At 67.1% G+C, this 24,960-nt stretch carries 30 protein-coding genes and 1 tRNA gene; 21 read left to right on the forward strand and 10 right to left on the reverse strand.

Annotated features, from left to right (window positions below; translation table 11 throughout):
* The first annotated feature begins 402 nt into the window (after nucleotides 1-402).
* The 12 genes from B0I32_RS54350 to mscL all read left to right on the forward strand — a co-directional run bounded on the left by B0I32_RS54350 (nucleotide 403) and on the right by mscL (nucleotide 9,254).
* Nucleotides 403-822, forward strand: coding sequence for a hypothetical protein (locus B0I32_RS54350; RefSeq protein WP_106253208.1), 420 nt, complete (start codon nucleotides 403-405; stop codon nucleotides 820-822).
* Nucleotides 822-1,181, forward strand: a complete 360-nt coding sequence (locus B0I32_RS54355) for a hypothetical protein (RefSeq protein ID WP_106253209.1) — start codon at nucleotides 822-824, stop codon at nucleotides 1,179-1,181. The genes B0I32_RS54350 and B0I32_RS54355 overlap by 1 nt, the downstream gene beginning before the upstream one ends.
* On the forward strand, nucleotides 1,178-1,915 hold the full coding sequence (locus B0I32_RS54360; protein WP_146178719.1) for a hypothetical protein: 738 nt from the start codon (nucleotides 1,178-1,180) through the stop codon (nucleotides 1,913-1,915). The genes B0I32_RS54355 and B0I32_RS54360 overlap by 4 nt, the downstream gene beginning before the upstream one ends.
* Nucleotides 1,912-2,625 (forward strand): FtsK/SpoIIIE domain-containing protein, encoded by a 714-nt coding sequence (locus tag B0I32_RS54365; RefSeq protein WP_106253212.1) that lies wholly within the window; start codon nucleotides 1,912-1,914, stop codon nucleotides 2,623-2,625. The genes B0I32_RS54360 and B0I32_RS54365 overlap by 4 nt, the downstream gene beginning before the upstream one ends.
* Nucleotides 2,626-2,718: 93 nt before the next feature.
* Nucleotides 2,719-3,180 carry a hypothetical protein gene (locus B0I32_RS58575; protein ID WP_181308867.1) on the forward strand — a complete coding sequence of 154 codons (462 nt, stop codon included), beginning with the start codon at nucleotides 2,719-2,721 and terminating at the stop codon, nucleotides 3,178-3,180.
* Between the two features lie 265 nt (nucleotides 3,181-3,445).
* The gene (locus B0I32_RS54375; RefSeq protein ID WP_106253214.1) at nucleotides 3,446-3,709 is read left to right on the forward strand and encodes a hypothetical protein; all 264 of its coding nucleotides are present in this window, start codon (nucleotides 3,446-3,448) and stop codon (nucleotides 3,707-3,709) included.
* A gap of 170 nt (nucleotides 3,710-3,879) precedes the next feature.
* The gene (locus B0I32_RS54380) at nucleotides 3,880-5,298 is read left to right on the forward strand and encodes a replication initiator (protein WP_146178720.1); all 1,419 of its coding nucleotides are present in this window, start codon (nucleotides 3,880-3,882) and stop codon (nucleotides 5,296-5,298) included.
* Between the two features lie 353 nt (nucleotides 5,299-5,651).
* Nucleotides 5,652-5,846: a helix-turn-helix transcriptional regulator gene (locus B0I32_RS61960; protein WP_219912526.1), complete on the forward strand. Its 195-nt coding sequence runs from the start codon at nucleotides 5,652-5,654 to the stop codon at nucleotides 5,844-5,846.
* Between the two features lies 1 nt (nucleotide 5,847).
* On the forward strand, nucleotides 5,848-7,320 hold the full coding sequence (locus B0I32_RS54390; protein WP_146178721.1) for a tyrosine-type recombinase/integrase: 1,473 nt from the start codon (nucleotides 5,848-5,850) through the stop codon (nucleotides 7,318-7,320).
* 106 nt (nucleotides 7,321-7,426) lie between these two features.
* Nucleotides 7,427-8,233: an S-methyl-5'-thioadenosine phosphorylase gene (locus B0I32_RS54395; protein ID WP_106253220.1), complete on the forward strand. Its 807-nt coding sequence runs from the start codon at nucleotides 7,427-7,429 to the stop codon at nucleotides 8,231-8,233.
* Nucleotides 8,230-8,826, forward strand: a complete 597-nt coding sequence (locus B0I32_RS54400; RefSeq protein ID WP_106253221.1) for a CpaB family protein — start codon at nucleotides 8,230-8,232, stop codon at nucleotides 8,824-8,826. The genes B0I32_RS54395 and B0I32_RS54400 overlap by 4 nt, the downstream gene beginning before the upstream one ends.
* A 23-nt stretch (nucleotides 8,827-8,849) precedes the next feature.
* Nucleotides 8,850-9,254 carry a large conductance mechanosensitive channel protein MscL gene (mscL, locus tag B0I32_RS54405; RefSeq protein WP_106253223.1) on the forward strand — a complete coding sequence of 135 codons (405 nt, stop codon included), beginning with the start codon at nucleotides 8,850-8,852 and terminating at the stop codon, nucleotides 9,252-9,254.
* A 5-nt stretch (nucleotides 9,255-9,259) separates the two neighbouring features.
* Here mscL and B0I32_RS54410 read toward each other — a convergent pair whose 3' ends face one another.
* Nucleotides 9,260-10,321: a D-alanyl-D-alanine carboxypeptidase family protein gene (locus B0I32_RS54410; protein WP_106253224.1), complete on the reverse strand. Its 1,062-nt coding sequence runs from the start codon at nucleotides 10,319-10,321 to the stop codon at nucleotides 9,260-9,262.
* A gap of 517 nt (nucleotides 10,322-10,838) precedes the next feature.
* Nucleotides 10,839-11,123, reverse strand: coding sequence for a hypothetical protein (locus tag B0I32_RS58580; protein ID WP_181308868.1), 285 nt, complete (start codon nucleotides 11,121-11,123; stop codon nucleotides 10,839-10,841).
* 384 nt (nucleotides 11,124-11,507) lie between these two features.
* Between B0I32_RS58580 and B0I32_RS54425 the strand changes: the two genes are divergently transcribed.
* From B0I32_RS54425 to B0I32_RS54445, 5 genes are all read left to right on the forward strand, one after another.
* Nucleotides 11,508-11,580, forward strand: a tRNA-Arg gene (locus tag B0I32_RS54425).
* Between the two features lie 218 nt (nucleotides 11,581-11,798).
* The gene (locus B0I32_RS54430) at nucleotides 11,799-12,479 is read left to right on the forward strand and encodes an HAD family hydrolase (RefSeq protein ID WP_106253227.1); all 681 of its coding nucleotides are present in this window, start codon (nucleotides 11,799-11,801) and stop codon (nucleotides 12,477-12,479) included.
* A gap of 140 nt (nucleotides 12,480-12,619) precedes the next feature.
* Entirely contained in the window at nucleotides 12,620-12,859 is a 240-nt protein-coding gene (locus B0I32_RS54435; protein ID WP_106253229.1) for a hypothetical protein, read from the forward strand.
* A 21-nt stretch (nucleotides 12,860-12,880) separates the two neighbouring features.
* Nucleotides 12,881-14,008 carry a hypothetical protein gene (locus B0I32_RS54440; RefSeq protein ID WP_106253230.1) on the forward strand — a complete coding sequence of 376 codons (1,128 nt, stop codon included), beginning with the start codon at nucleotides 12,881-12,883 and terminating at the stop codon, nucleotides 14,006-14,008.
* Between the two features lie 2 nt (nucleotides 14,009-14,010).
* Nucleotides 14,011-14,433, forward strand: a complete 423-nt coding sequence (locus B0I32_RS54445; protein WP_106253232.1) for a hypothetical protein — start codon at nucleotides 14,011-14,013, stop codon at nucleotides 14,431-14,433.
* Nucleotides 14,434-15,283: 850 nt separating this feature from the next.
* Here the strand turns inward: B0I32_RS54445 and B0I32_RS54450 are convergent.
* The 8 genes from B0I32_RS54450 to B0I32_RS54480 all read right to left on the reverse strand — a co-directional run bounded on the left by B0I32_RS54450 (nucleotide 15,284) and on the right by B0I32_RS54480 (nucleotide 21,293).
* Complete coding sequence (locus B0I32_RS54450) at nucleotides 15,284-16,648, reverse strand: tyrosine-type recombinase/integrase (protein WP_106253234.1); 1,365 nt, start codon at nucleotides 16,646-16,648, stop codon at nucleotides 15,284-15,286.
* A complete protein-coding gene (locus B0I32_RS54455) occupies nucleotides 16,645-16,836 on the reverse strand; it encodes a helix-turn-helix transcriptional regulator (RefSeq protein ID WP_106253235.1) in 192 nt (63 codons plus the stop codon). Before B0I32_RS54455 ends, B0I32_RS54450 begins: the two co-directional genes overlap by 4 nt.
* On the reverse strand, nucleotides 16,829-18,199 hold the full coding sequence (locus B0I32_RS54460) for a replication initiator (RefSeq protein WP_245956712.1): 1,371 nt from the start codon (nucleotides 18,197-18,199) through the stop codon (nucleotides 16,829-16,831). Before B0I32_RS54460 ends, B0I32_RS54455 begins: the two co-directional genes overlap by 8 nt.
* Before the next feature lie 213 nt (nucleotides 18,200-18,412).
* Entirely contained in the window at nucleotides 18,413-18,574 is a 162-nt protein-coding gene (locus B0I32_RS58585; RefSeq protein WP_181308870.1) for a hypothetical protein, read from the reverse strand.
* An 11-nt stretch (nucleotides 18,575-18,585) separates the two neighbouring features.
* Entirely contained in the window at nucleotides 18,586-18,909 is a 324-nt protein-coding gene (locus B0I32_RS54465; RefSeq protein WP_106253239.1) for a hypothetical protein, read from the reverse strand.
* A 9-nt stretch (nucleotides 18,910-18,918) separates the two neighbouring features.
* A complete protein-coding gene (locus tag B0I32_RS54470; protein WP_106253241.1) occupies nucleotides 18,919-19,617 on the reverse strand; it encodes a DUF2637 domain-containing protein in 699 nt (232 codons plus the stop codon).
* Nucleotides 19,618-19,630: 13 nt separating this feature from the next.
* A complete protein-coding gene (locus B0I32_RS54475) occupies nucleotides 19,631-20,965 on the reverse strand; it encodes an FtsK/SpoIIIE domain-containing protein (RefSeq protein WP_106253243.1) in 1,335 nt (444 codons plus the stop codon).
* On the reverse strand, nucleotides 20,958-21,293 hold the full coding sequence (locus B0I32_RS54480) for an SCO3933 family regulatory protein (RefSeq protein WP_245956713.1): 336 nt from the start codon (nucleotides 21,291-21,293) through the stop codon (nucleotides 20,958-20,960). The genes B0I32_RS54475 and B0I32_RS54480 overlap by 8 nt, the downstream gene beginning before the upstream one ends.
* Before the next feature lie 147 nt (nucleotides 21,294-21,440).
* On the opposite strand from B0I32_RS54480, the gene B0I32_RS54485 reads away from it, so the two are divergent.
* From B0I32_RS54485 to B0I32_RS54505, 4 genes are all read left to right on the forward strand, one after another.
* The gene (locus tag B0I32_RS54485) at nucleotides 21,441-21,812 is read left to right on the forward strand and encodes a winged helix-turn-helix domain-containing protein (RefSeq protein WP_106253244.1); all 372 of its coding nucleotides are present in this window, start codon (nucleotides 21,441-21,443) and stop codon (nucleotides 21,810-21,812) included.
* 241 nt (nucleotides 21,813-22,053) lie between these two features.
* A complete protein-coding gene (locus B0I32_RS54490; RefSeq protein ID WP_106253246.1) occupies nucleotides 22,054-23,088 on the forward strand; it encodes a P-loop nucleotide/nucleoside kinase family protein in 1,035 nt (344 codons plus the stop codon).
* Entirely contained in the window at nucleotides 23,085-23,651 is a 567-nt protein-coding gene (locus B0I32_RS54495) for a nucleoside/nucleotide kinase family protein (protein WP_106253248.1), read from the forward strand. The genes B0I32_RS54490 and B0I32_RS54495 overlap by 4 nt, the downstream gene beginning before the upstream one ends.
* A gap of 810 nt (nucleotides 23,652-24,461) precedes the next feature.
* Entirely contained in the window at nucleotides 24,462-24,710 is a 249-nt protein-coding gene (locus B0I32_RS54505) for a GntR family transcriptional regulator (RefSeq protein ID WP_245956714.1), read from the forward strand.
* Nucleotides 24,711-24,960: the final 250 nt, after the last annotated feature.

Consider the following 24,960-nt stretch of genomic DNA (forward strand, 5'->3'; position numbering starts at 1 on the left):
CCTTCCGGTCCGTAACGTCAAAGCTCATCGGCCGTACAAGGTCGACCATGTTTCCTAGATCACCTGTCGCCCATGTCGTGGGACAGAAACGTCAGCCATCTCATGGGACTAGACAGCCTTGGAGGGCCCCGGCGGGCTGGGCAGGTCGAGGGGGTGCGCTCGCCCGACCTCGGGATCGGGCCGGGCCAGCGCTCGGGCGGAGCGGAACCCCCTCAGCCTCCGAATCCGCCCACCTGCGCAGCGTAGTTATCCGATTGCGGCGAGCAAAAGGGCTTATAGCAGGCGCGGAGTTTCTGGGCGCGGCTTATGCCGTACCGGCATCGCGCTGAACTATTCGAACACATATTCGAGTACAGCTTGCCAGAGTGGGGGTCATAGGGGCCCCTGAGATGGGAGGCACAGATGCGGTTCCCGATCGACACGAGTCAGCTCGCCTTCACGGTGACGTCGCCGCCGATGGCGGCGAAGGACTTCGCCACGAAGAAGGTGAAGGTGACCGAGGACGGTCAGCCGGTCATGGTGGTGAAGCTGCTGGCGATGGACGGCACCGACTCCACCACGATCAAGTTCAACATGCCGGGTGAACAGCACCACCTGACGCCGGGCATGCCGGTTCGGGTGGAAGGGCTCGCCTACGGCATGGCCAAGGACGGCGACGTGCGGTGGTGGACGGCTGCGGCGGTCGTGCCGATGCACGCGGCCGGTACTGCGGCCAGTCCTGGGGCCGGTCCTGCTGCGGGGCGTAACCCGCACGCCTCGGCTGCGGCGGCGGCTGGGTCGGCTCGGCACTCAACGGCTCGTCCGGGTGAGGGCGAGGGCTGATGGATCTGGTCATCGGTCCGGCCGGTACCCGGGTCCATCTGTGGCGGGTGCCGCATGGCTGGCCGCTGCTGAGCTTCACCAGCTTCACGGGACAGCTCGTAGTGGTCCGGGTGGACCATCTGTCGCCGGGGGTGGCGCGCTGGTTCGCCGCGACGCTGGCACAGGCGGCTGAGGCGTTCGCCGGTGAGGTGGACGGCTGCGCGGAGATCGCGGCGGGTGAGCCGGGGTGGCTGCGGCGGGCCGGTACGGGGGAGCTGTCCGGTGCGATGCCGGTGGACCTGGGCGACCCTGCCGGGGTGGCCGGGGTGCCGTCGCTGACGCGCTGGCCACCGACACCGGAGCGCGGGGGCCCGTCATGAGCGCCATGTTCGGGCCGCAGGTTCCGGGGCGTCCCTCCGGCCTGCCCCCTGCGCTGGAGACCCCGGCAGTCCCGATCCGGGCACAGTCCACGCCGGGGTCCCGGCTGACGGTCTACCTGCTGCGTCCGGCGTGGCTGTGGCGGCGTGAGCTGGCGCTGACGCTGGCCGTGCTCGCTGCGGTGGGCGGTAGCTGGCTGGTCGGGGACTGGCCGTTCGCGGTGATGATCGCGGTCAGTCTGGGATCCCTGCTGAGCGTGCCCGACGTACGAGGCTGGCTGGTCGGCCTGTTGTGGCGGGCGCGGGTGATCCGGCGCTGGGATGCCGCGTGCCGATTCGCGGGCCTGGCCACGCACAACGACCGGGTTCCCCGGATCGTGGTGGCGGCGCGGACTCCGGCCGGGGAACGGCTGCGGGTGCGGCTGCCCAAGGGCGGTGCTGCGGTGGATGTGGCCGATCGCGGGCCGTGGCTGGCCTCGTCGCTGCAAGCCTCCCGGGTGGAGGTGGAGGCCGATGAGGACAACGCCCGGTTCGCGGAGGTAGAGGTGATCCGCCGTGATCCCCTCGACGGCTTCGGGGTGCTCACCTGGCCCTGGGCACCGGCTCCGGATGAGGGGTGGGTGGCAAGCGCCTGGGATCCGGTGCCGGTGGGGCTCGGCGAGACGGGCGAGCTGGTGACGGTCACGCTGCTGGGCAACGCCAGTACGCCGGAGATCGGGCGGGGGGCTGAGCGGTGAGCGTGCATGTGCTCCTCGGAGGTGCCCCCGATGCGGGTAAGTCCGTGGCGCTCCACACGCTGACGGCGGGCCTGATGCTCGACCCCGACACGCAAGGGCTGTTCATCGACGGCAAGGGCGGGGTGGAGCTGGCCGCGTGGGAGAGGGTGGCCCATGGCGGGGTGCGCTGCGACATCGACAGCGCGACCGAAGGTCTGGAGTGGGCGCGCAAGCGGATGGATGAGCGCTATGCCTACCTCAGCTCGGCCGGTGCCCGGAAGATCACGCGCGGGATGGGCTTCGGTCTGCTGGCCGTGGTGATCGATGAGCTGTCGGCGTTCACTCTCTACCCGGACAAGAAGAAGCGGGAAGCGTTCCTGGTGCCGCTGCATGATCTCGGCGCGCGGGGCCGCGCGGCGGCGGTGCGGGTGATCGCGGCGACGCAGAAACCCGGCAGCGACGTGGTGCCGACCTACATCCGGGATCTGTTCGATATCCGGTGGGCGCTGCGCTGCACCACCAAAGAGGCGTCGGACACGGTGCTCGGCTCCGGCTGGGCCGCACGCGGCATCGACGCCTCAACCATCCCGCTGGAGGCGGCCGGGGTCGGCTACCTGCTGGCCGGGCGCTCCGGCCCGGTCCGCGTCAAAGGGTTCCACTTGTCCGACGCGCAACTGTCGGACCTGGCGGCGTACGCGGTTGAGCTGCGCACCGCCACCGCCTGGGAGTAGTGAGAGCCGGTCCGCCGGCTTCGCTCACCAGGGCAAACACGCAAGTTCACATCCAACAACAGGGGATCAGTCCCCGCACAGAGAGGAATCACCATGTTCAAGACGTCCACACTGTTCGCCGCATCCGTCATCGCCGCTCTGGTGGCCGTGAGCCCCCTCACCTCCTCCTCGGCGAACGCCACCAGCACGACCAGTACCACGACCAGCGCGACGGGCAGCACGGGCAGCACGGGCAGCACGGTCCGCGCGACCAGCGCGACCAGCGCGACCGGGAAGGCGCGGGCGTCGGCGTGCCGGAAGATCGTCATCACCGGTGTCCGGGTCGGCGTGCGGGAGTTCGCGTTCACCAACGGGGATGTTCTCCGGGTCCGCAACACCGGGAGCACGCTGACCTCGTGCGGGGTGCTGCGGGGCAACGGCTCGAACGGTTACGCCGACAAATGCGGTCGCAGCGGCCGGGACTGGTTCCAGGTGACCATACCGGCAACCCGCAACTGGCTCGGACAGAGCGTCACGCGGGGATTCGTGCCCGTGACGTGCGCTCGCGTCCGTTGACGAGCCTCGTGCTCTAGCGGCTGAGAGGCTGCGTAGAGGCCGGTGAGCCGCCCGGAAGGTCATCACCGACCGAGCGGCTTTCCGGAAACGGCAATTACCTGCGGAAATGTCGCCGAGAGATCGAACCAATCGGGTGCTTGGTGCGTACAACCGGTATCTGACAAGCCCTTACCACTGTGGCGGAGGGTGCATGTAAGGCCGGGATGACCCCGCGTGATGGGAGCGGGAGCGGACCGGTACCGAGACACGAGGGAGAGGAAGCACAGTGAAGGTCTGGACGATCACAGACCGGGAAACCACACCGGTGGAGATCAGCGACGAATATGCCGCTGAGCGCTTCGTGGCGTGGCTGTTCAAAGCCGGGCGGGCGGAACTGGAGCACACCTTGAAGACGTTCGCGCACGCGCCGTGGAGGGACGGCGGGCTGGGCGCGTCCTTCCTGGAGGGGCCGGAAGACCTCGACGCGTTCGCGCGCGTGGTGCGGGAGCGGTGGCATCCGCTGACGGCGGGCGAGGCCGCAGCGAAGTAGCCACCCGAGGCCGGGGCGATCGGTGAGGTCCCGGCACGGATCGGGGACGCGACGCAGCCAACGAGGGGCGGGCCGGTGGGGACCCGCCCTTTGGCGTCTGCGGGACAGGAGCTTGTCAGATGAGAACGACGTTACAGACACACGTGCGGACACAGACGGTGCTCGGGCAGATGATCACCCGGGTCGCCGATGAAGACGCCTACCGCCGATGGGCCGGGCAGGTGGAGCGGGCCGGGCACTGCGTGCGGCCGATCCAATTGGCCGGATCGGCGACGACGGTCAACACGCAGACCGGTGAGGTAGAGGCGGCCTATTCCAGCTCGGGCGAGCCGGGCGGGGTGCTGTTGGTGGCGTGTAAGGACCGTAGGGAGAGCGTGTGCCCGCCGTGCGCGTCGCGGTACCGGGCCGATGCCTGGCACGTGTTCGCCGCTGGCGTCACCGTGGCGAATGGGGACGGTCACTCACACGACGGGCACGGTGCGAGAGTAGCGAATCCGCTGGTGCTGGCCACCTTCACCGCGCCTAGTTTTGGCCGGGTGCACGCCGCACGGGACGGCGGGGTATGCCGGATGTCCCGGGGTGGCAAGCGGGCCGGAGGGGTGTGTGAGCACGGTCGGCCGTTGTGGTGCCTGGCCCGGCATGACGCCCGGGATGGGCTGGTGGGTGCTCCGTTGTGTGTGGACTGCGCGGACCTGGCGGGGATGGTGCTGTTCAACGCGAGCGTCGGGGAGTTGTGGCGGCGCACGGTCATCTACGTGTACCGGGCGCTGGCCGCACTCGCACCTGCTGTCGGCGGGCGGCCGGTGGGGGTGCGCCAGATCCGGGAACTGCTGCGACTGAGCTACGTCAAGGTGGCCGAATTCCAGAAGCGGGGCGTGGTGCATCTTCATGTGCTGGCCCGGCTGGATGGGGTGAACCCCGACGATCCCGACGCGGTGACAGCTGCCCCGGCGTGGGCGGGAGTGGAACTGCTGACAGCAGCCCTGCAACGGGCGGCGGCGCGAGTGAGCGTGGAACTACCCGTAGTCGATGGGCGCACTGCGGCGGTGGCGCGGTGGGGCAGGCAACTGGACATCCGGCCCGTGCAGGCCGATGAGGTGAACGCCGCGCGGGTGGGGGGGTATCTGGCCAAGTACGCGACCAAGACCGTATCCGACAGCGTGAGTGGTCTGCCCGCCTCGCGTCCCCCTGCCGGTGAGGCGGGCGAGATAGGGACGGTGCCGGAGCATGTGGCGGCGCTGACGGACACGGTGCGCAGGCTGGCGCGGCTGGCCACCTGCCGGTCCCTGCGACTGGGGCGGCACGTGCACACGCTGGGCTTCCGGGGACACGTCACGTCCAAGAGCCGCCGCTACTCCACCACGTTCACCGCGCTGCGGCAGGCTCGGCGGGCCTGGCGGCTGGCCAACAGGACGCGTGAGCACGACCCGTGGGCGCAGCAGGACGACGGCGCGGAACGGGTCATCGTCGGTGACTGGCGGATCGCCGGGGTCGGGTACCGCAACCTGGGCGATCGGGTCTGGGCCGAAGTGCTCGGCCGTGAACATCGCCAAGCCCGCGAGGCGCAACGCCTTGGGCTGACCGCCTGAAGGTCGCGGGCGGACCTGCCGGCCGAATCGGCGAGTCTGCGACCAGGCAAAACGCGCGAAGCACCCTTCAATGGTTCGGTTTGCTGCTGTTGGGGCTGGTTCTTGTTCGCTGATACCTGCCTTCGCTGCGTGTGCGGTGATCAACCACCACCTTGGGTGGGTGGGTGGGTGGGCGCTCCCGGACGGGAAAGAAGTCTTACCGATTGCGTAATTACCGGCAATTCTGCATTCCCTGGATGCACAATCAGGAATTCCCTTGAACAAACCACTTGAATGAGCAAATGGGCGGGCCTGCTCTGGCTCGCAACTGGCCCGTGGCTGGCCCGTGGCCGCTGAGAGAAAGGCGAATGAGAATGAGTCACGAAACGTTCCTGACCATCGCTGATGCCCGCCGCATCCTGCGGGTTCCTCGCTCGACGTTCTATCGGTGGCTGGCCACCGGACGCGGCCCGGAAACATATCGGATCCCTAATGGAGAAAGGCGGATAAAGCACGATGATTGGTTAAAATGGTTAGAGAGTCAAAAAGCGGAAACAGGAGGCGGTTAGCGTGACGGCGATTGACATTCAATTCTGGAAGATCCGCAAGCGCGAGGGGCGCAAGAAGCCGTGGGAATTGCGGTGGAGAATCAATGCGAACCCCTATTCTCTATCCTTCCTCACCAAAGTACTAGCCCAGAAATTCCAGTCGCAGCTTACCCGGGCGGCCGAGACTGTAGGGGAGGAGTGGGACCTGCGCACCGGGCAACCGGTCTCCTGGACTCGCCAGCAACGCACCTGGTTCGATCACTCCTGCGACGTGGCATCGGCCGAATGGGACGGTTCCGCTGCCAACAGCCGTAAGCGGCTGGCCGATTCTCTGGCCGAGATCACCATGGCCATGCTGGATGACTCCCTGAGGGCCCGGCGCACCCGCCCCTCCGACGCGGTTTTACGCAAAGCCCTCAAGCACTGGGCCTACCGGCCCGGCCGGATCGCCTCCGAAATCGTGCCCGACGACATCGCCGCAGCGCTGGCCTGGCTCGGTGACCACTCGCGGCCGGTGGCGGAACTGGCCGATGATGAACACCTGCGCGTCCTGCTCGCAGCGATCAAGAAACTCCGGAACGGCAAGCAGGCGGCGGCGACCACCGCGCGGACTCGCCGGGCGATCCTTTACAAGTGCCTGGACCGCGCCGTGACAGCCAAGCTGATCACTATCAACCCGCTGCCCGCGATCAAGACGCGGCGGCGCTTCATCGATGACGCGGTCTCTCCGGTGGTCGTCCCGACTCTGGAGCAGGCTCGGCGGCTGCTCTGGGCGGTACGCGAACTGCGCGGTCACGGCCAACACCGGGACCGGGGGCCGCACCTGTTCGCCCTGTTCTGCCTCATGTTCTACGCGGGCGTACGCCCGTCAGAGGGCCTGCACCTGAAAGTCCAGCACTGCCACCTGCCCATGGGCGGCCGGTGGGGCAGCATCACCCTGGACGGCGCGTGCCCCGACGTCGGCGAACTGTGGACCGACGACGGCGACCGTCACGACGAACGCGGGCTCAAGCACCGCAGTACCAAGACGGTGCGCGTCGTCCCGATCCCCCCGGATCTGGTGGTCCTCCTACGCGGTCACCTGCTGACCTTCCCCCCGGCCCCGGACGGGCGGCTGTTCTACGACGGCCCCGACCGGGACAAGGTTCCCTCCCTGGTCTACCGGTCGGTGTGGAAGCGGGCCCGCAAAGCCGCTCTGAGCCCTGCTGAGTTCGCCTCCGACGTCGCCAGACGGCCCTACGACCTGCGCCACGCCAACGCCAGCATGCTGATCGCGGCGGGCGTGGACACAGCCGAAATCGCCCGACGACTGGGCCACTCGATCCGCACCCTTCTCGGCACCTACGCCCATTGGATCAAGGGCGGAGAAGACGCGGCGAACGCCCTGATCGAGGCGGCCCTCTCCGTCGAAACGATCACCAGTGAGGCGCTGACCAGCGAAAACGCCATTCACGGGCCACTCACGGGCCAACCGGGCCAACACGGGGCAGCGTAGGCGTAAAACCCCAGGTCAACCCCCTGATTGTGGATAAGCGATCGTTCTCCACAGAACGGCGTTCGGGTCGTTCTGGCGGCACCCCGCTGCCGCTACTCTCAGCGCCATGGTCACTCGCGCAGACATCGGCGTCATCGGCGGCTCGGGCTTCTACTCCCTGCTGGACGACGCCGAGGAGCTCCAGCTCGCCACCCCCTACGGCCCCCCGAGCGATGTCGTCACGATCGGGCGCATCGGCTCGCGTTCGGTGGCGTTCATCCCCAGACACGGACGAGATCACCGTTTCCCGCCGCACCGCATCCCCTACCGCGCCAACCTCTGGGCGCTGCGCTCACTCGGCGTCCGCCAGGTGCTCGCGCCCAGCGCCGTGGGTTCGCTGAAGGCCGAATACGGCCCGGGCGCCCTGGTGGTCCCCGATCAGCTCGTCGACCGCACCTCTGGGCGCGTACAGACCTATTACGACACCGACGGCGCGGTCCACGTCTCCTTCGCCGACCCCTACTGCCCGTCCGGCCGCGCCGCCGCCGTCAAGCGCGCGCAGGAGGGCGGCTGGCAGACGGTCGACGGCGGCACGCTGGTGGTCATCGAGGGCCCGCGCTTCTCCACACGCGCCGAGTCGCAGTGGTACGCGGCCAACGGCTGGTCCATCGTGGGCATGACCGGCTTCCCCGAGGCCATCCTGGCCCGCGAGCTGGCCCTCTGCTACACCTCGATCTCTCTCGTGACCGACCACGACGCCGGAGTCGAGGCCGGCCAGGGCGTCACCCATGACGAGGTGCTGGAGTTCTTCGCCAGAAACGTCACCCGCATGCGCACCCTGGTGTCCGAGACCGTCCAGTCCCTCCCTGAGGAGCGCACCTGCTCCTGCGGCTCGGCTCTCGACGGCCTCAAGCTCCCGTTCGAGCTGCCGTGATCCGATCCTGGCCGGCCCGCTACGGCCGTCGCCGCCGCCTCGTCGCGGCGGCGTTCGCCGCCCTGTCCGTGCTGGCCGCCTTCCTGGCCACCCGCCCCGCCGCCTCCGCCCCCACGGTGCTGGTGGCCTCACGCGACCTGGCCGCCGGCCCGCTCGATCCGGCCGACTTCCATCCGGCGGCGCTCGTCCCGCCGCCCGCCGGAGCCGTGCGCACCATCTCCCCGTCGGCGTCCCAGACCCTGGCCGCCCCCATGCGCCGAGGCGAGCCCCTCACCGACGCCCGCCTCCTGTCCTCCTACCGCCTCCCACCGGGCCTGGTGGCCACGCCGGTGCGCATCTCCGACCCCGCCGCGGCCGCCCTGCTCTCCCCCGGCTCCACGATCACACTCCTGGCCTCCTACGCGGAGGGCGTACCCGCTCGTCAGATCGCCCCGGACAGCCAGGTCCTCACCATCCCCAGAGCGTCGTCCTCCGTGCCTTCGTCCAACGGCAGCCTGATCGTCCTGGCCACCACGATCACCCAGGCGGCCGAACTGGCCACCGCCCAGGCCCACGCCCGCCTGTCGATCGCCATCAAACCTAACCCTGGGTAATGGCTCGACTACGATCACTTCCCATGAACGGATTCCGGAAGTTCCTCACCCAGGGCAGCGTCATCGACCTGGCCGTCGCCGTGGTCGTCGGCGCCGCCTTCAACGCGATCGTGCAGTCGTTCGTGGCCGACCTGCTCACCCCGCTGATCTCGGCGTTCGGCGGCCTGCCCGACTTCTCCACGCTCAAGGTCACCATCGGCCAGTCCAACTTCATGTACGGCAACTTCATCAACGCGGTGATCTCGTTCCTGATCGTCGCCGCGGTGCTCTACTTCCTCGTCGTCAAGCCGTACACCCACTTCAGGGACCGCTCCGCGGCCAAGATCGAGGCGAAGACCCGCGACTGCCCCGAGTGCCTGTCGGAGATCCCCAAGGCGGCGAGCCGCTGCGCCTTCTGCAGCGAGGAAGTCACTCCCGTCACCCTGTAAACCGATCAGACCAGCGAATCGATCTTGGGGTCGTACTCCCAATGCCACGGCTCGAACGGGCTGCTGTAAGCCCACGACGGATGGAACCACCCATACCGCTTCGAGTTCTTCTCCATCCACACGAACTCCGCGGACCCCGACCGCTCCACGCCGCCACACAGGTCCACAGCCAGCCCGAGCCCGTGGTTGCTCCGCCCCGGCACCGCCGCGAACCCGGGCCGCCGGTAGTAGACCGACTGCTGCTCGGCCAGGCTCCGGTACGCGTCCGTCACGCACATGGCCTTGCCGAACCGGCGCCGGTAGGCCTCGTTCAGACTGACGAACGCGATGGTGGCGTCGGCCCTGAGACTCTGCCCCTTCTGCTGCAAGGGGCAGAGCATCGATGGGGGGATCAGCCCGTTGGGATAGTGATCGGCCGTGGCCGCCCGCAGCGGATTGCACCCCAGCGCCGCCCGCCCCACCTTGTCGATCTTGATGCCCAGCTTCACCAGCGCCGCGGTCAGCGACTTCACGATCTTGTCCGACCGCTGCCGCAAGGTGTCCACCTCGGCCGCCAGCTGCGCCTCGGCCAGCAGATTGCCGGCCCGCAACTCCTGCGCCTCAGCGGCCAGCCGCTCGGCCTCCTTGTACAGCGTGCTGGTCTGCTCGACCGCCTGCTGCCGCACGGCCACCATCTGGGTCGCGTCCGACAACGCCCGCAGAGTCTTCTCATCCGCGCCGCCCGTCAGGAACGGCACGAAGCCCCCCGCCATCAGCGGCTGCTGATAGAGCAACTCAGCCATCTGCGACACCGGCTGCCGCATCACCGCGACCCGCTGCTCCAGCTGCTGCAACGAGGAGAGCTTGCTCTTGAGCGTCCGCTCGGAGCTCGCGATCTCGGCCCGCCGCTTCTCCAGCGCCTTGGTGGCCTCTTCAAGCTCCTTGGCCGACTTCTCGGCCTCTCTCCTGAGCTCGGTCAAATTGGACGGATCCCGCCGATCGAGCTGACCCTGGGCCTGCGCCTTCGAACGCGCCTGTGCCTGAGCCGGCACCTGCCCACCGGGCACGAGAAGAGAAGCCACCGCCATGACTACCGCGATCAGACCCGCTGATCGAGGGGCTGGCACGTTCGACTCCTCCGTTTGCACTCTCGTTACCCAAGTCAGGCACGCACGTTACTACAGCCCCCGGAGTGTCCGGACCGAACTCGGAAGAGCTGCTATGAGACAAATAGCCCACTTTGCTCACCTCGCCACGCCCCGCACACACACCACCACCCCGACCCAGTCACCACCTCCCCCACTCACACACACCGCGGTTTGATCAGCACACCCTTATTCGATCAGTACGCCCCACCACCCCCCGCGGTTCATCCCCCAGCCCACAAGTCCCCCGCGCAATCCAGCTCCTCAGCCCCGAACCCTCCCGCACGCCCCAGTTCCCCAGCCCCGAACCCTCCCGAAACCCAGATCCCCACCCTCAACCCTCCCGCGCACTCCAGCCCCAGCCCTGAACCCGCAATCCAGCCTCAGCCCTCAGCCCCCTGACACTCCCGCACAATCCAGCCCTCAGCCCCAGCCCCAGCCCCGGATCCTCCCCCACGACTCATATCCCCGGCACCCAACTTTTCCCCGCCTCCGCCTCCGTCTCCACCTCCCTCTCCGCGTCCGCTCCCACCCCTCTCCCCATCCCCGCCCTCTCCTGCTCCCGATCCCGGCACAACTCCCACAACCAGGTGTCCACCCACTCCCCCGGACACCCATCCCGAGTCCGCACGGGAGCCGGCGTCACAGGCTCCTCAGGAACGACCTCCTCCGGCGCCTCGGAAGCCACCACGACCTCCTCCGGCACCTCCTCCTCCACAGGAGGCGAGACCTCCACCTCACGCACGAGAGCAGGCACCACCCCCTCGTACCACCGATCAGGCCGAGGCGGAGCAGCCACCAACACCGGCTCCAACGCCACCCCCTGCCCCCCACTAGGCACAACCACCGGCGGCCCCGCCAACCCAAGCCCCCGCATCTCCCCCGCCAGCAACCCACCCGCCAGAATCGCCGGCGCGAGCAACGCCCCGAACAGAACAACGGGCCGCCGCCGGGCCTGCGTACATCGCCTCCTGGTCACGAGCAGACGGTATCCATGCCCCCCGAACCCGCCACCGACCGCTTGCCATGGCTTTACCGCAGCTCAGAGCACCCATAACCAACCCCACAAAACTGATCGGCGCCCCACGTCGCGGGCAGTGCCAGACTTTCGCTAGGCTTACGAGAGTCCGCCTCCGTAGCTCAGGGGATAGAGCACCGCTCTCCTAAAGCGGGTGCCGCAGGTTCGAATCCTGCCGGGGGCACTCATCTCGACCAGCAAATTTTGCCTCTGACCTGCGGTTTCTCAGCTGCAGGTCTTTTGCTTTCCTGACCCTCAGTAGGCCGCCGAGGGCACCCGAATGCAGCCGTAGGACAGAGTTCTGGGGACATGCGGGGGATGATCTTGGAGGCGTTTCCCGAGCTCATCGCCTATTCAAAGACCGGTCTGTCGCGCCAAGATGCCCCCATCTAGGGTGGCGGCATGCAGCATCTCGCCCTCTTTGACCTTGATAGGACGCTGATCGACCTCGATACCGCTTTCCTGCACTGGACGGAGGAGTTCGCCGAGCAGCAACGGTTGGGGCCTGAGGGCGTTGCCTGGCTCGTCGCTCTGGATCGAGAGGGGTACGCGCATCGGGAGGTCTTCTTCGGCAACGTACGTGAGCGGTTCGCCCTGACGGAACCGGTCGACGAGCTGTGGGCCGCCTACCGCCAGCGCATGCCGCACCTCGTGCGTTGCTATCCGGGCGTGCCCGAGGCGTTGGCCGAGTTGCGCGCCGCAGGGTGGCGGGTCGGGATCGTCACGAACGGCATGGCGGACAACCAACTCGGCAAGCTCCGCCGAACCGGCCTGGCCGAGGTGGTCGATGGGTACGCCGTTTCGGGCGCCGAGGGTATCCGCAAGCCGGACAGTGCCCTCTTCCACATAGCGGCGGAGCGGTGCGGAGCCAGCCTCACCGAGGGCGGTTGGATGGTCGGCGACAACCCCATCGCAGATGTCCAAGGCGCACAGACAGCCGGCCTACGCGCGATCTGGATCGACCGAGGAACATGGCGAGGTCACGAGCACCGAGCCGACCACGTGGTCACCGACGTCATGGCGGGAATCGCCATCCTGCACGAAGCAACCATGGCGCTGCGCCCAGACGGGCCGATGAACTGATCATCGCGTAAGGGCCCACGGCGCTTTTCCTGAACAATCAGATCAATCCCGGCGATTCGGTTGCTCCGTCTCCTGTGTCGAAGTCCAATAGCTTCACATCTTGGTCTTATGCTCGATCATCGCGCCTGAGGGAGTCGCGTATGACCCGGGAGCAAGTGGAACAGGCGTTACGCAGAGCGGAGCGATTAGCCGACCAGGCCAGGACCAGCCTCGATCGGGCAGTGGCGCTCATGTCGCAGAACGTCTGGACGGGGCCGGCCGCGCAGCGCTTCGGTCACGAACTGACCGGCCAGCGTCAGGTCCTCCTCACCGCATGCACGGAAGCGGTGGACGAACTACGGGCGCTCCTGGCCCGCACGCCCATGGACAACCCCGGCTGAGCCGTGGGGGAGCTTGAGGGCATGGCCCCCGAGGGAGTCCGGGCGCTGAAGGAAGCACTGCGCGTCGCCGAATCGTCGCTGGGCTCCATCGGGGACGAGTTATGGGAGCTGCTGCGTGAAGCCTGGCTGTCACCGGTCTCGGCCAACAGGATCCGGCAGGTGGCCGGGTGGGCCGGGCAGCAAGGGCCGGAGGTCAACCGGCGGTTACTGCTTCTGGAGCGGATGGAGCTCGACAAGCCGGAGCTGTTCAGTGGCGGCAAGCCGGTTCATGTCGATGAGTCGCTGTTCGCTCCAGGAACGGTCCTCCCGCTGGCGGGAGGCTTCTGGGATCGCGTAGGCCAGCACCTCCAGGCCACGTTCGACCCGAACCTGAACTCCGGCGACCCGATGACCGAACAGGTCAAGGGCGCCGTCGAGAGTGTCGCCGGGTTGGGCGAGATGGTGGTCAAGCACTCCCCCAATCGCATGTTCTTCGATCGCATGGGATGGGAACGCGACATCAGCGACCTTGCCCAGGCCGTTATCGCGGGCGTTCAGGATCCGGTCGGGCTCGCCAAGACGGCGGTGGACTGGGACACCTGGGCGTCCAACCCCGAGCGGGCCTTCGGCCGGCTCATCCCGGACATCGTGGCGGCCGTCACGTCGGCCGGATCCAGCAGTGTGGTCTCGGGCGGCAAGAGGGTGACAGGAGCCTTGGCGAAAGCCGCCGAGAACACACGGGCCCGGCCTCCGACGAAGCCGTCAACACTCGACAGCGGGACCGCCGGCCGCGTAGACCAGGACGTGGCCCCGCTGTTCCGAGGTGACGGGCGCAGAACGGAGAAGATATTCGAGAACGGCATGACCGCGCGCAACCCCGAGATGAGCATCGAAGAGCACATGACCGGCGGGAACGGCTTGATCGCAGCCTCCGAGAGCAAGAGCGTGGCCCGAGGTTTCGCGATCAAATACAAAGGCGTCATCTATGAGATAGACGACTGGGGCAACGGCACGCCTGTGAAGTACGCAGGCCGCGTCAAGTACCTGCTGCCCGAGCAGGAGATCATCTTTACCAAGATCGATCCTGGGCAGATCAGAGGGGCTTGGAAGCTAGGCAAGTACGACGCACCGGACACATGGATCCCGAACCCGAACTACGTACCGAGGTGAGCATGTACAGGCTCGAACTGGTCAGGCTTGCAGACGAGTCGCGGCTGCCATGCGTGGTGACCTTGCGGGATATCGAAGAGGATGACATATGCGAACTCCGCCTCGATCGGCAGGACGCTCCGCCTCTGGAATTTCAATCGCCCGTGGATTTCGAGGACACCCTGATCGAGTTGCGGAAAGAGCTTGAGCGCCAAGGTCTTCTCCTGCTGTGCAACAGGTATCGCCGGAACGCGTTCGTCTCATCGATGGCCCGCCAGATGAGCACCGGCCTGTCGTGCTATCTGGTGAGCCCGGGAAAGCCGGTGGATCCGAAGAAGCTCGCTGATTCCCTTGGCCCGGCCCCCAGGGAGGACGTGGTCCTCGCCGAAGAGGGCACGAAGTACATCAACGAATGGATCGCCGGCTTCGACGACGATGACGACTGACTTGGCTAGCCGTAAATCTGATGACACGCCTGGTTGCGTAGGCGGAACGCCGGGTGGGAAGGCGGGAACAACTCGTCGCATCTTGCGGCAACCAAGGAGGCTGAAGTCTCCCTGACGCCGCGCGTGGAGCCCTTGATTCCAGTCGACCGACCCCAGTCGGCGGGCGTCGAGGGCTCGTTACGCGATTCAGCACGGGCCCTCGTCTGGTGACGGGCCGACCTCACAGGCGGGGTTACCTGCTCATGTCGGTGCTGGGGACGTGGCACCATCCGAAGCACTGATCGACGACGAGGCTTTGCCGACTTCACCTTGCTCTTCGAGCTGTTGGGTCGTGTCCGGGGTGTCGTCGAGGGCACTGCCCGTGACGACGGCCAAGGCGTAGATACCATCGAGTGCCCAGCAACGCTCGGGACAGGGGTCGTCGTCGAAGCGGTGTTCGGCCGCGACGCGGCGTCGCCCGTTCCCCAGGGACTCGCCCAGATGCTGAAGGCGGCGCAGCTCAGAAGAGCCGCGGCAAGCACCGGCAGAGCCCGCCGCCGCCGATCGTGCAACGTTGCCCGCCGTGGCGGGGTGGGGGTCGAGTACTTCCGCCAGTCGAAGGAGCCGGGGTCCAGGCCGGGCCGGCGGCGATCCCGGAGGGGTAGACCATACGGCGGTCGTCGCCGCGAGCGGAGTTCTTCGACCGAGGGGGTGCGGTGGTTCGGGTCTTCGTGCATGATCCTCCCTACTGGCCGCCCTACCTGTCAGAGTGCCGCCATAGGGCGGCATCCAGCGGGAATGACTCGGTAAAGACAGCGGCGCAGACGAACCGACCCCGCGAAGAGCGGGGTCGGCAACAGGTGAAGTCGGGCTATATGTCCAGAGCAGCGTTGATCTTGCCGTTGATCTGTTCCTGCTGGCCGTCCATGCACTTGGCGTAGACCCTCAGCAGGACGTCAACGCTGTGTCCGGCTCGCTTGGCAACCTCAGGAGCCGGGACGCCGGCGTTCAGCCAGAGGGACACCGCCGCGTGGCGGAGGTCGTACGGGCGGGCGGCCAGCGACGAGGCGACCTGAGCCGGAGTGAGGGCGAGTTTGCGGGCTTCCTGCCAGACGTACGAGTGTGCCGAACTGGAGTAGGTGCCGCCGGTTCCGGTGCTGAAAATCCGTCCGTCCTCGGCGGTGCCGAACTCGGCGACGTGCTCGCGCAGCATGGCCACCAGGATGGGCGGGATCGGGATCTCGCGCGTCTCCTTGTCCGCGCGATGCTTCAAGCGGCGCGACTCGTGGGTCTGGCCCGAGTCGGTCCAGCGCTTGGTAGCCTGCGGGCGCGCCCTCTCCAGGACGATCAGACCCCAGCCCGTCTCAGGCAGGTTGCAGTTCCTCAGCCGCAGGTCGGCTGCTTCTTCCGGACGCAGCGCGGCGTAGTAGATGCAGGCGAACAGCGCCTTGAGGCGAGGACCGCGCTTCCGCCCCACCTTTGGCACGGCGTCGAGCAGTTGCCGGGCTTGGGCCGGGTTGACCACGGTACGCGGATCGACGACCGTGACGGCCTTCGGCACCGTCCACTTGATCTCGTCCAGCGGGTTGCTGCTGAACGCCTTCTGCTCGACGGCGTGTTCCAGCAGGTGATGCAGGACAGCGCGCTTACGCCGCACCGTGTTCGCGCCGGCGGGTGCTCCGGCAAAGGTGACCGAGATGGCGGAGAGCGCCACACGAAGGACATGCGGCTCTTTCAGCTCCGTCAATGGCAGCGACGCCCTTTCGAGCCAGCCCAATGCCGCGGTCTGAGTATCGGTCGGGGTAGGGCGTCTCTTCTCCGGGATGAGCGCGTACGTCCGGAGGACTTCCCTCAGCTCGTCGTCCTTGGGCCGGCGCGGCGCGTCGGCCACCAGGGCAGGGACCAGCGTCAAGAGCGCGTAGGCGTCCGTCTCCCGCGTCCGGGCCGCCGACGTGCTCCAACGGCTGAGCACGTACGACTGAGCGAACTCCAGGAACGTCGGCCCCGTGGACTTGGCAGCGAGCATCGACACCGGCAGACCGGTGGCGATGTCGAACTCCTCCCCCATCTTGGCGGCCTGGCGCAGGTCGGACATGAAGGCGTTGGCGAGGCCCTTGGTCCGGAAGCTCTTGGACTTGGCCTTGCCTGCGACGCGCCAGCGGGCGATGAACGTAGGGGTCTCGCGGTCCGTACGGTGCTGGATCACGCCGAGCTTGACGTCGTAGGTGGTGTTCACGCGGCCTCCCGTCGCGAGTCGAGCCAGGCGTTGAGGTCGCTCCGCCAGACGCGGAGTTCGAGGTTGGGCAGTTGGATGCAGACCGGCGCGCGGCCGAGTTCGCGCCAGCGGTAGAAGGTGCGCCGGGAGACTCCGCCCAACTCGGCGAGCACCTGCGGAATGGTCAGCAGTTCGTCGCGCCTACTCATCGGCGGTCACCGCCAGTGTCGCGAGTGGCCTACCGGTGAGTGCAGCGGCGAGAAGTTGATCTCCGAGGGAGAGCCCTTGCCCGGCGTACTCCCAGTGCGCGACGACGAGAACGGTGTCCTCGTCGAAGAGCGGGAGCCGTCCCGTGGTGATCTCTTCGGCGCGCATGTGTTCTTCTCGGGCGGCACGGAGTTCGCCGAGAGTGGTGGAGTAGCGGCGGCTCTTCGTGGAGAAGTGGCCGCGGAAGCCGAGCATGTGGGCCCAATGGATGAGCCGCAGGTCGGCCAGGCCCGGGTTCTCGCCGAGACGCATGCAGGCGGCAATCAGCCGGCGGGCGTGGTCGCGGACGGGCAGTGCCTCTAGGTTGTCGAGGGGTTGGATGCGGCGATCCAGGGTGCCGACGCACTCCGCGGCCTTGGTGGCGTACTTGGCGATGTAGGCGGCGACGGCTTGTTCGGTGAGGTCGCCGTCCAGGGTGATGGGGCGGACGTCGAGTTGGGTGCCCCAGCGGAACGTCCGGGCCAGCGGCTTGACCTCGGCGGTGACGACTGCGGCGGCGTGCTGAACGGCTTGGGACAAGGCATCGGCCGTGGCCCAGGCGGGTGGCGGTGAGTGTGGGCCGTCGGGTCCGTCGAGGCGGATGACGGCGTGGAAGTGGACGACGCCTCGCCGCTGGTATTCGGCGACCTTGGCGAAGGCGATGCTGACGTGCTCGCGCAGGGCTTTGACGGTCAGGCCGTTGAGGCGGGCGAAGCGACGGCGCAGAGCGAGCGTGAAGCGCCGCCACAACTCGGGACTGATGGCGTTGAACAGGACCGAGCTGTCGTAGTCGTAGCAGTCCGGGCACAGCGGTTCCCCGAGCTGGGGGGCGTCGGCGCTGTGCCGGTCGGTGCAGGACATGACCCGCCCGTGCGGGCAGGTCTCGGCGTCTCGGCGGGAGTGGCAGGGCAGGACCTTGCCGTTCTTCTCCTTCCGGACGTGGACCGCGCCGAAGGAGGGCGCGGTGAGGGTGACGAACAGGCACGGGTGAGCGGAGACGGTCTCAGGAACGCCCTTGCCGCCGACGAGGCCGGCGCGGACGAGTTGGTAGGTGTCGGCGCGGTAGACCTCGGCGCAGGCCGGGCAGCGGGAGGCGCGGCGGGTCTTGCACGGGACGCGCAGGACGCCGTTCGGTTCGGTGGTGGTGGAGTAGCGGTGGAGCAGGTGGCCAGTGGCCTGGTCGAAGTGTTCGACCTTGCCGCGCAGGTGGATCGGCTGTCGGCAGCCGCCAGTGCGCTTGATCTGGCGGGCCCAACGGTCGTAGTCGGGTTGGTTGAGCCGGTCGATCACCCCGGCTACGGCGTGGGAGTGGGCAAGGCAGGGCAAGATGGGTTCCGTCCTATCCAGTGACGCTGGTGTGGATGGCCCCCGGCCTGGCGAACGTCTTGGCGGATGTGTGGCCAGGCGGGGGGCGCTACGGCTATGCGCCGTGGTTGTCGATGCCGGCGCCGTGGCAGTCGGCGCAGGTCTGGTCGTCGTAGATGCCGGTGCCGTTGCAGGTGCAGCAGCGGTAGTGGTGGAGTTCGGTGTCCATGATGATCAGCGGTTGTCGCGCGGGCTGATGCGGACGTAGACGCGGTACATGCGCGGGTGAGCGCGGTCCGGGTAGGCCCGGGACATCGCGGTGACGGTGAAGACCTCGCGCAGGTGGATCAGGCCGAGCGTGATCTCCGCGCGGTTTCCTTCGAGGCGGATTCGCATGGTGGTCGCTCCTAGCTGGGGTCGATGCAGCCGTAGTAGCTGCGGTCGGCGTCGTGGCGGGCGCGGGCGGTGGACAGGATCGCGACGGCGCGGTATTCGACCGGTCCGAAGAGGACGGAGGTCGCGTAGTGGCCGTACGGAGAGTCCTCGAAGTCGATCTCTGAGCCGACGCGGGCAGCGATCTGGTCGATCTCGGCGCGTAGGTCGTCGTCGTTGTCGTGGTTCGGGAAGTGGTGGAGGGTGAGGCTGGACGAGGCGGGCACGTCCGGGTGGGCTTGCAGGAAGATGGCCAGGTTGAGCAGGCCGTCGATGAGGGCTCTGCGGTGGTCGTGCATGGTTCTCCTTCAGGCGGTTTCCGGTGCGGTCCGCAGGGTGCGGAGCAGTTCCGAGGCGAGTTGGTCGGACACGCCCAGGCGGGTGCGGAGGAGGTCTCCGGTGATGGGCTTGCCGTGTTTGGCGTGGTGCTCGGTGGCGACGCGGCGGGCGTAGTCGATCAGTGCCGGGGCGGGCGCGGGTCCGTCGCTCTGTCCGTCCTCATGGGCGGGGACGAGGGCGGGGCGGTCCGCCTGCGGGACAGCTTGCGTCCTGTCGGGGACGTCCGGGGACGCCGCTCTCCAGGACGGGGACGGTTGCGGGACGTCCGGGGACGGTTCGGTACGGGTTGCGGTGGCGCGGCGTTCGAGCATGGAGACCGCGACGAGGAAGGCGCCGGCCGGAGTGGCGGCGGTGATCCAGCCCCAGGCGGTCGGGGTGGCTTGTTGCAGGTTGGCGGCCAGTGAGAGGACCACGCCGCCGGTCAGGACGAGGACGGGCCAGGAGACGAGTCCGCGCCGGTCTTTGCCGATCTTCTTGTCGCGTTGGCGTTCGCGGGCGGCCATGACGCAGGTCAGGTCGATGCAGATAGCGATGGCCCAGGACATCCAGCCGGTCTGTCCGTGCTCGGTGGCGGTGTCGCGGATGTGGGTGAAGGAGCCAGCACCCGCGATGAGCGCCAGAACCAGGACAGGGCCGGTGTCGAGCAGCCAGGCGGCGAAGGGGCGCATCTCGTTCCTCCTCTCAGGCGGTCTGCGAGTCGGGCAGTTGGTGAGGTTGTGCGGCCATGACCTCGGCCCAGGACGGGGCGCGGTCGGCATAGGTGTGAGCGGCGTGTTCGGCGGTTTGCTCGCTGACGTAGAAGGAGCGGGCGCGGTACCACTGGCCGTCCTGGCTGGCGACGATGGCGACGCCAGGTGTGTCGGCGGCGATGGCACGGGCGGAGTCGAGCGCGGCCGGGTCGAGGTCGCCAAGGGTCATGGTGGCGGTCTCGGGGTCGTTGACGCGGTGGCAGATCCGTCCGGAGCACTGGGCACGCAGGGCGGTGACGCCGGGGCCGAGATCGGAGCCGATGCGCTGGCCGCAGCAGAAGAGGTAGATGCCGAACGCCCTGCCCAGCTGTGCGATCCGGAGCAACGCGGTCGAGGTCTTGGCGATCTCGTCCTTCTCCGACTTGTCGGCCATCAGGTAGAGCTCGGCCAGCTCGTCCACCAGGACCACGATCGGCACCGGCCGCAGGTGCGGCGGGAGTTGCCAGATGTTGCGGGCCGAGGCCATCCGGCACACGCCCATCCGGTCGGTCATGAGCGCCACCAGGTCATCCAGCAGCCCGCCGCACTCGGCCCGTGTGGTGGCCAGCGCGGACAGTCGCGGGGCGTAGGGAGTGAACTCGACGCCGCCCTTGAGGTCGAAGCCGACCAGGGCGACGGGTTGCGGGGCCAGGCCGACGATGAGAGCGTTGGCCAGGTTGGATTTGCCGGACTGCGTGGCTCCCGCGTTGATGTAGTGCGGCACGGTACGGAAGTCGACGACCCAGGGCCCGCCGGTCTCCAGGCGTCCCACGGTGACCTTGAGCAGTTCAGTGGAGGGCGGGAGGTCGTCGACCTTGACCAGTGGGTCACGGATGGTGGTGGCCAGCCGTACCCGACCGGGCTTGTCGGAGGAAACGCGCACGGCGTGCACGCCCCACGAGTGCGCGAGGCGTTCGGCGACGTCGGCGTAGTCGGCTGGAATCTGTCCTTCCAGGGTGTGCAAGGTGACGCGCCAGCCGTAACGGGTCGGCAGCGGCAGCCACATGAACGGCTTGGTGTCCACCGCGATGCGCTGCCACTTGCGCCTGACGCGGACGACGCCGGTCGAGGCGACCAGGCCGGGGACGGTGGTGAACCAGAAGCGCTGCCGCTTCTTGGTGAGGTTGCAGCCGAGAGCGACTTTGCGCCACGACGCCCGGATGCTGATGGCCGTGATCGGGAAGCCGATGAAGAGCCAGAAGGAGCGGTAGTGCCAGCGGCGCCAAGCCCAGAGCCCGGCCGCGACAGCGGCCAGGACTCCGAGCATCCAGAGGAACTGGTCAGACACTGGCGGCCTCCTGCTCCTGCTGCGGGAGCAGAGCGGTGGCCCGGTAGGAGATGCCCCACCGCCCGGCCATCTCCCAGATGTAACCGAGCAGGCCGATCGCCTGGACGGCGTCGCCGGCCTTGATGGGCGGCTCTCCGGTAATGCCGATCTTGACGAGCTCGATCCGGCCGAACTCGTCCTCCACGGAGACGGTGACCTCGTAAACCGTGTTGCCGTTCTTGTCGGTCTTGATCTCGCCGGTGTCGCGGTTGAGCACGCGAGGGCGCGGGCCCTTCACGCAAGTGATGGTGAGCTTGCTGGTGTCCACGGGGATGGGGACGGTGCGCATGGTGTGGTTCCTTCGTTCGTTCGGACTCTTAGAATACATAGAATACTTGGAATTCTAAGTTGTCAAGGGCTTCCACGAAGACTTGGTTGGCATGTCGTGCGGGCTGTGCTGAACTAGAGGGGCACGCACCCTCACGGAAGGCATCGGATGGTCGAGAAGACCGGCCAGCCCGGCTACCTCCAGATAGCCGACGACCTACGCACGCAGATCAGAACGGGCTCACTCGCGCCCGGTGCTGCGCTGCCCTCGACCGCCCAGCTATGCAAGCGCTATGACGTCTCGGCCAGCGTGGTCAAGGCGGCAATCAGCGTGCTTCGTACTGAAGGACTGATCGTCGGCCAGCAGGGCAAGGGCGTGTTCGTTCGCGAAGATGCCGCGGCATCGGCGTCAGAGGAAGAGCCGGCCTCGTCGGAGGTCATGGAGCAGCTCGCTCAGATGCGGAACACTCTGGCGACTCTCGGTGAGCGGATCGCTGAGTTGGAGAAGACCGTGTTCCAAGAGTCGAAGCGATCTCGCTGACCCGGCAGGCCAATTCTTCCATTTCAGACCGAATGGCCTGGAGTTCGTCCAGGATCCGCTGGTTTATGGTCACTTCGGCACCCCTTTTCAGGTCGGTCGTTACCCCGGTGGGATGCCGTTAGTTCATCGCGCATTGACGCTGGTGAGTATCACAGAGCGTTAGCTAAGCTTCTTCACTGCTGCCTGCACGGCGGTTACACATCCACTTACACATTGCCCGCTTCTCAAAGTGCGCAAAAGGATGCAATTGAAGACAATCCACCGCCCTGGATGGCAACCTCTGATCCTGCGCCAGCATCGCGAAGCACACGGGCTCACCCTCGAAGCCGCAGGTGACCAGCTTCGCCAGGTCGCCCATCGACATGGCCTGACCGCACCAGCCGCCAATTTCCAGACACTCTGGGCACATGAACAGGGATCGGTGTATCCCGGACCTCACTACCGAAGAGCTTATTGCCTCCTATATCAGGCAAATGAACCCACACTCGGTTTCCGCCTAGCACTTCCCGGCGAAATAACCGAAGTGGAAAATTCCATCTCGGATTTGCCCCAGCCCACCGATCCCGCCACCGATAATGCCGCCGCCCAGGTGATCGAACAAACTCTGCTCAAAGTCTCAGGAACCCCATCCAAGGCTGAGCAGAACGCACTTCTCAACCGCGTCGTGGACGCCTGGCGACGCCGCCACGGCAAGGGCAGTCCCAAGCCCATCCTCACGCTCGTCGGCGGCTACGCCGGATCAGGCAAGACGGAGTTCTCCCGGTTCCTGTCCGACATCACCGGCTGGGCCTTCCTGGACAAGGACTCCCTGACCCGCCCCATGGTCGAACGCCTGCTCATCTCCCTCGACGGTGACCCCCACGACCGGCATACCGAGCTGTACCTGCGCGAGGTCCGGCCGCTGGAGTACCGCTGCCTGATGGAGACCGCGTTCGACAACCTCAAAGTAGGCACCTCGGCCATTCTGACGGCCCCCTTCATTGCCGAGCTGAACGACCCCGACTGGGTGTCGCGCCTGACCAACCGATGCGCGGCCAGAGGCATCGACGTGGCCGTGGTGTGGGTGCGCTGCGACGCCGCATCCATGCGCGAGTACATCGAGTTCCGCGGCGCCCCCCGCGACGCCTGGAAAATCCAGAACTGGCAGGCGTACATCAGCACCCTCAACACCGAGACCAGCCCACCCACCACCCACATCACCGTCGACAACCGGCTCGGTGCCGCAATCAGCTTGGCCGACCAGACCCGTGAGACGCTGAAACGGATCCTGACATGATGGGCATCGTGCTGTACGGGCCGCCCGCCAGTGGCAAGAGCACTGCCACCGTCGCTCTCAGAAAGCTCGACCCGCGGTTCACGCTGGTGCGGAAGCTCAAGACGGGGAACCGGCGCGGTACCGAGTATGACTTCGTCAGCGCCGCAGAACTGGCCACGCTGCGAGACGCCGGACGGCTCCTGGCCGAATCCCACCGCTACGGCAACACCTACGCCATCGATCGCCACCAAATCGATCAGCTCACCTCGACCGGACGGGTGCCGATCGTCCACCTGGGCAACATCGCCGACATCCAGCGCTTGGTCCAGGCCGCCCCATGGCTTACCGTCCTGCTCTGGGTTTCGCGTCAAGTCTGTGAGCAACGCTCCCGCCAGCGCGGCGACAGCGACACGCTCCACCGCCTCCAGGCATGGGACGAGACGCTGACCGACCTGGGCGCCAACGACGACGGCCTGTTCCACCATCGATTCCACACGGACCAGGCCAGTCCAGATGAGATCGCACACGTGATAGCAAGCAGGTTCTTCGAGAAGCGAGAAGTACCACTTGGTCAGCGTGCTTGACCAGTCAGGATCAGCAGCCACAGAGCCCGCGCGGCCCGTGCGGACATCCACTCACGCCCGAGGATGTCCGCACGATCTTCCGACCTGAGTTACCGGATGAAACGAACGCCGGCCGCAGGCGCGGGCCGGGAGGTCACCGCAGTAGGGGCGCTATGTGCGCGATCCGCAGGGCCAGCGCGTCGTCACCTCGCTTCTCCGCTCATGAGCTGCCGCCACAGTGCCTGAACCTCGGCGACTCTGACTCGCGGGCTCTCGGCGATGCCACACGGAGTGATCGAACGGTCGTACCTCCGGATGAAGCCCAGCCCGCCAGCTATGCACTGCTCGAAGACCAGGGACAGGCATTCACAGGTGTAGCCCCTCACCCGTGCTGGAAGCGGACGGTCCTGCACCTGGATCCATCTCACCGGCACCGCGTCCGGACGAGGCGCAGCGGGGTGCGTGCCGTGAAAGTCGAAATCATCTGCCACAGGGGATCACTGTCCTTCGCGTGACGAGCGATCACCAACGGAGTGCCGGGCGGCGCCTGCGGAGACCGCGATCGATGAACAGGCGCTGGTGAGCGACGAGCCATCTCCAGTCACAGCGTGCGCCCTCACGAGGAGCCATGCCGGGGCGCGGCTGCAAAGCCCCATCCCGAAGGGCTCTGAACCATCGCTCACCAACGCCATACCGCGACTGTAGAAGGAAGCGAGAGAGCCTGTCTACCCCTATGGGTACCGTGGGGTAGCCGCAGACCCCTATAGGTACCGATAGGTCCATAGAGGCGACTGAAGACCCGTGACGCCCCCTTTCTACGCTTAGCTCGTGATGGAGTTCGAGCCTGATCGGCCACGCTGGCAACAAATCGCCGAAGTTCTACGTCAACGCATCACCACCGGAGAGTACCCGCCAAAGCACCTTGTTTCGGAAGTTCAACTCGTCCAGGAGTTCGGCGTCGCCCGCGACACCATCCGCAAGGCGATCCGCCAGCTGCGCGACGAAGGCTTGATCTACACCGTCCCCAACCTCGGCAGCTTCGTTAGTCCACCTGCCCAAGCCACGTCCGGGGACGCCTGAGGCCGGCCATCTGTTCCCAGTCCGGACGTGCTTGGTCATGCCGCTACAGGTCAGCCAACTAACAGCAAGGTCAACGGCTCGGCGGAGGCACAAGGTTGCCAGCCCAGCACAGAGCCGTCATGGCCATCATGACCCTGTCTAGTCCCATGAGATGCCTGACGTTTCTGTCCCACGACATGGGCGACAGGTGATCTAGGAAACATGGTCGACCTTGTACGGCCGATGAGCTTTGACGTTACGGACCGGAAGG

This window comes from Nonomuraea fuscirosea (genome assembly GCF_003001935.1).
Taxonomy (GTDB): Bacteria; Actinomycetota; Actinomycetes; order Streptosporangiales; family Streptosporangiaceae; genus Nonomuraea; species Nonomuraea fuscirosea.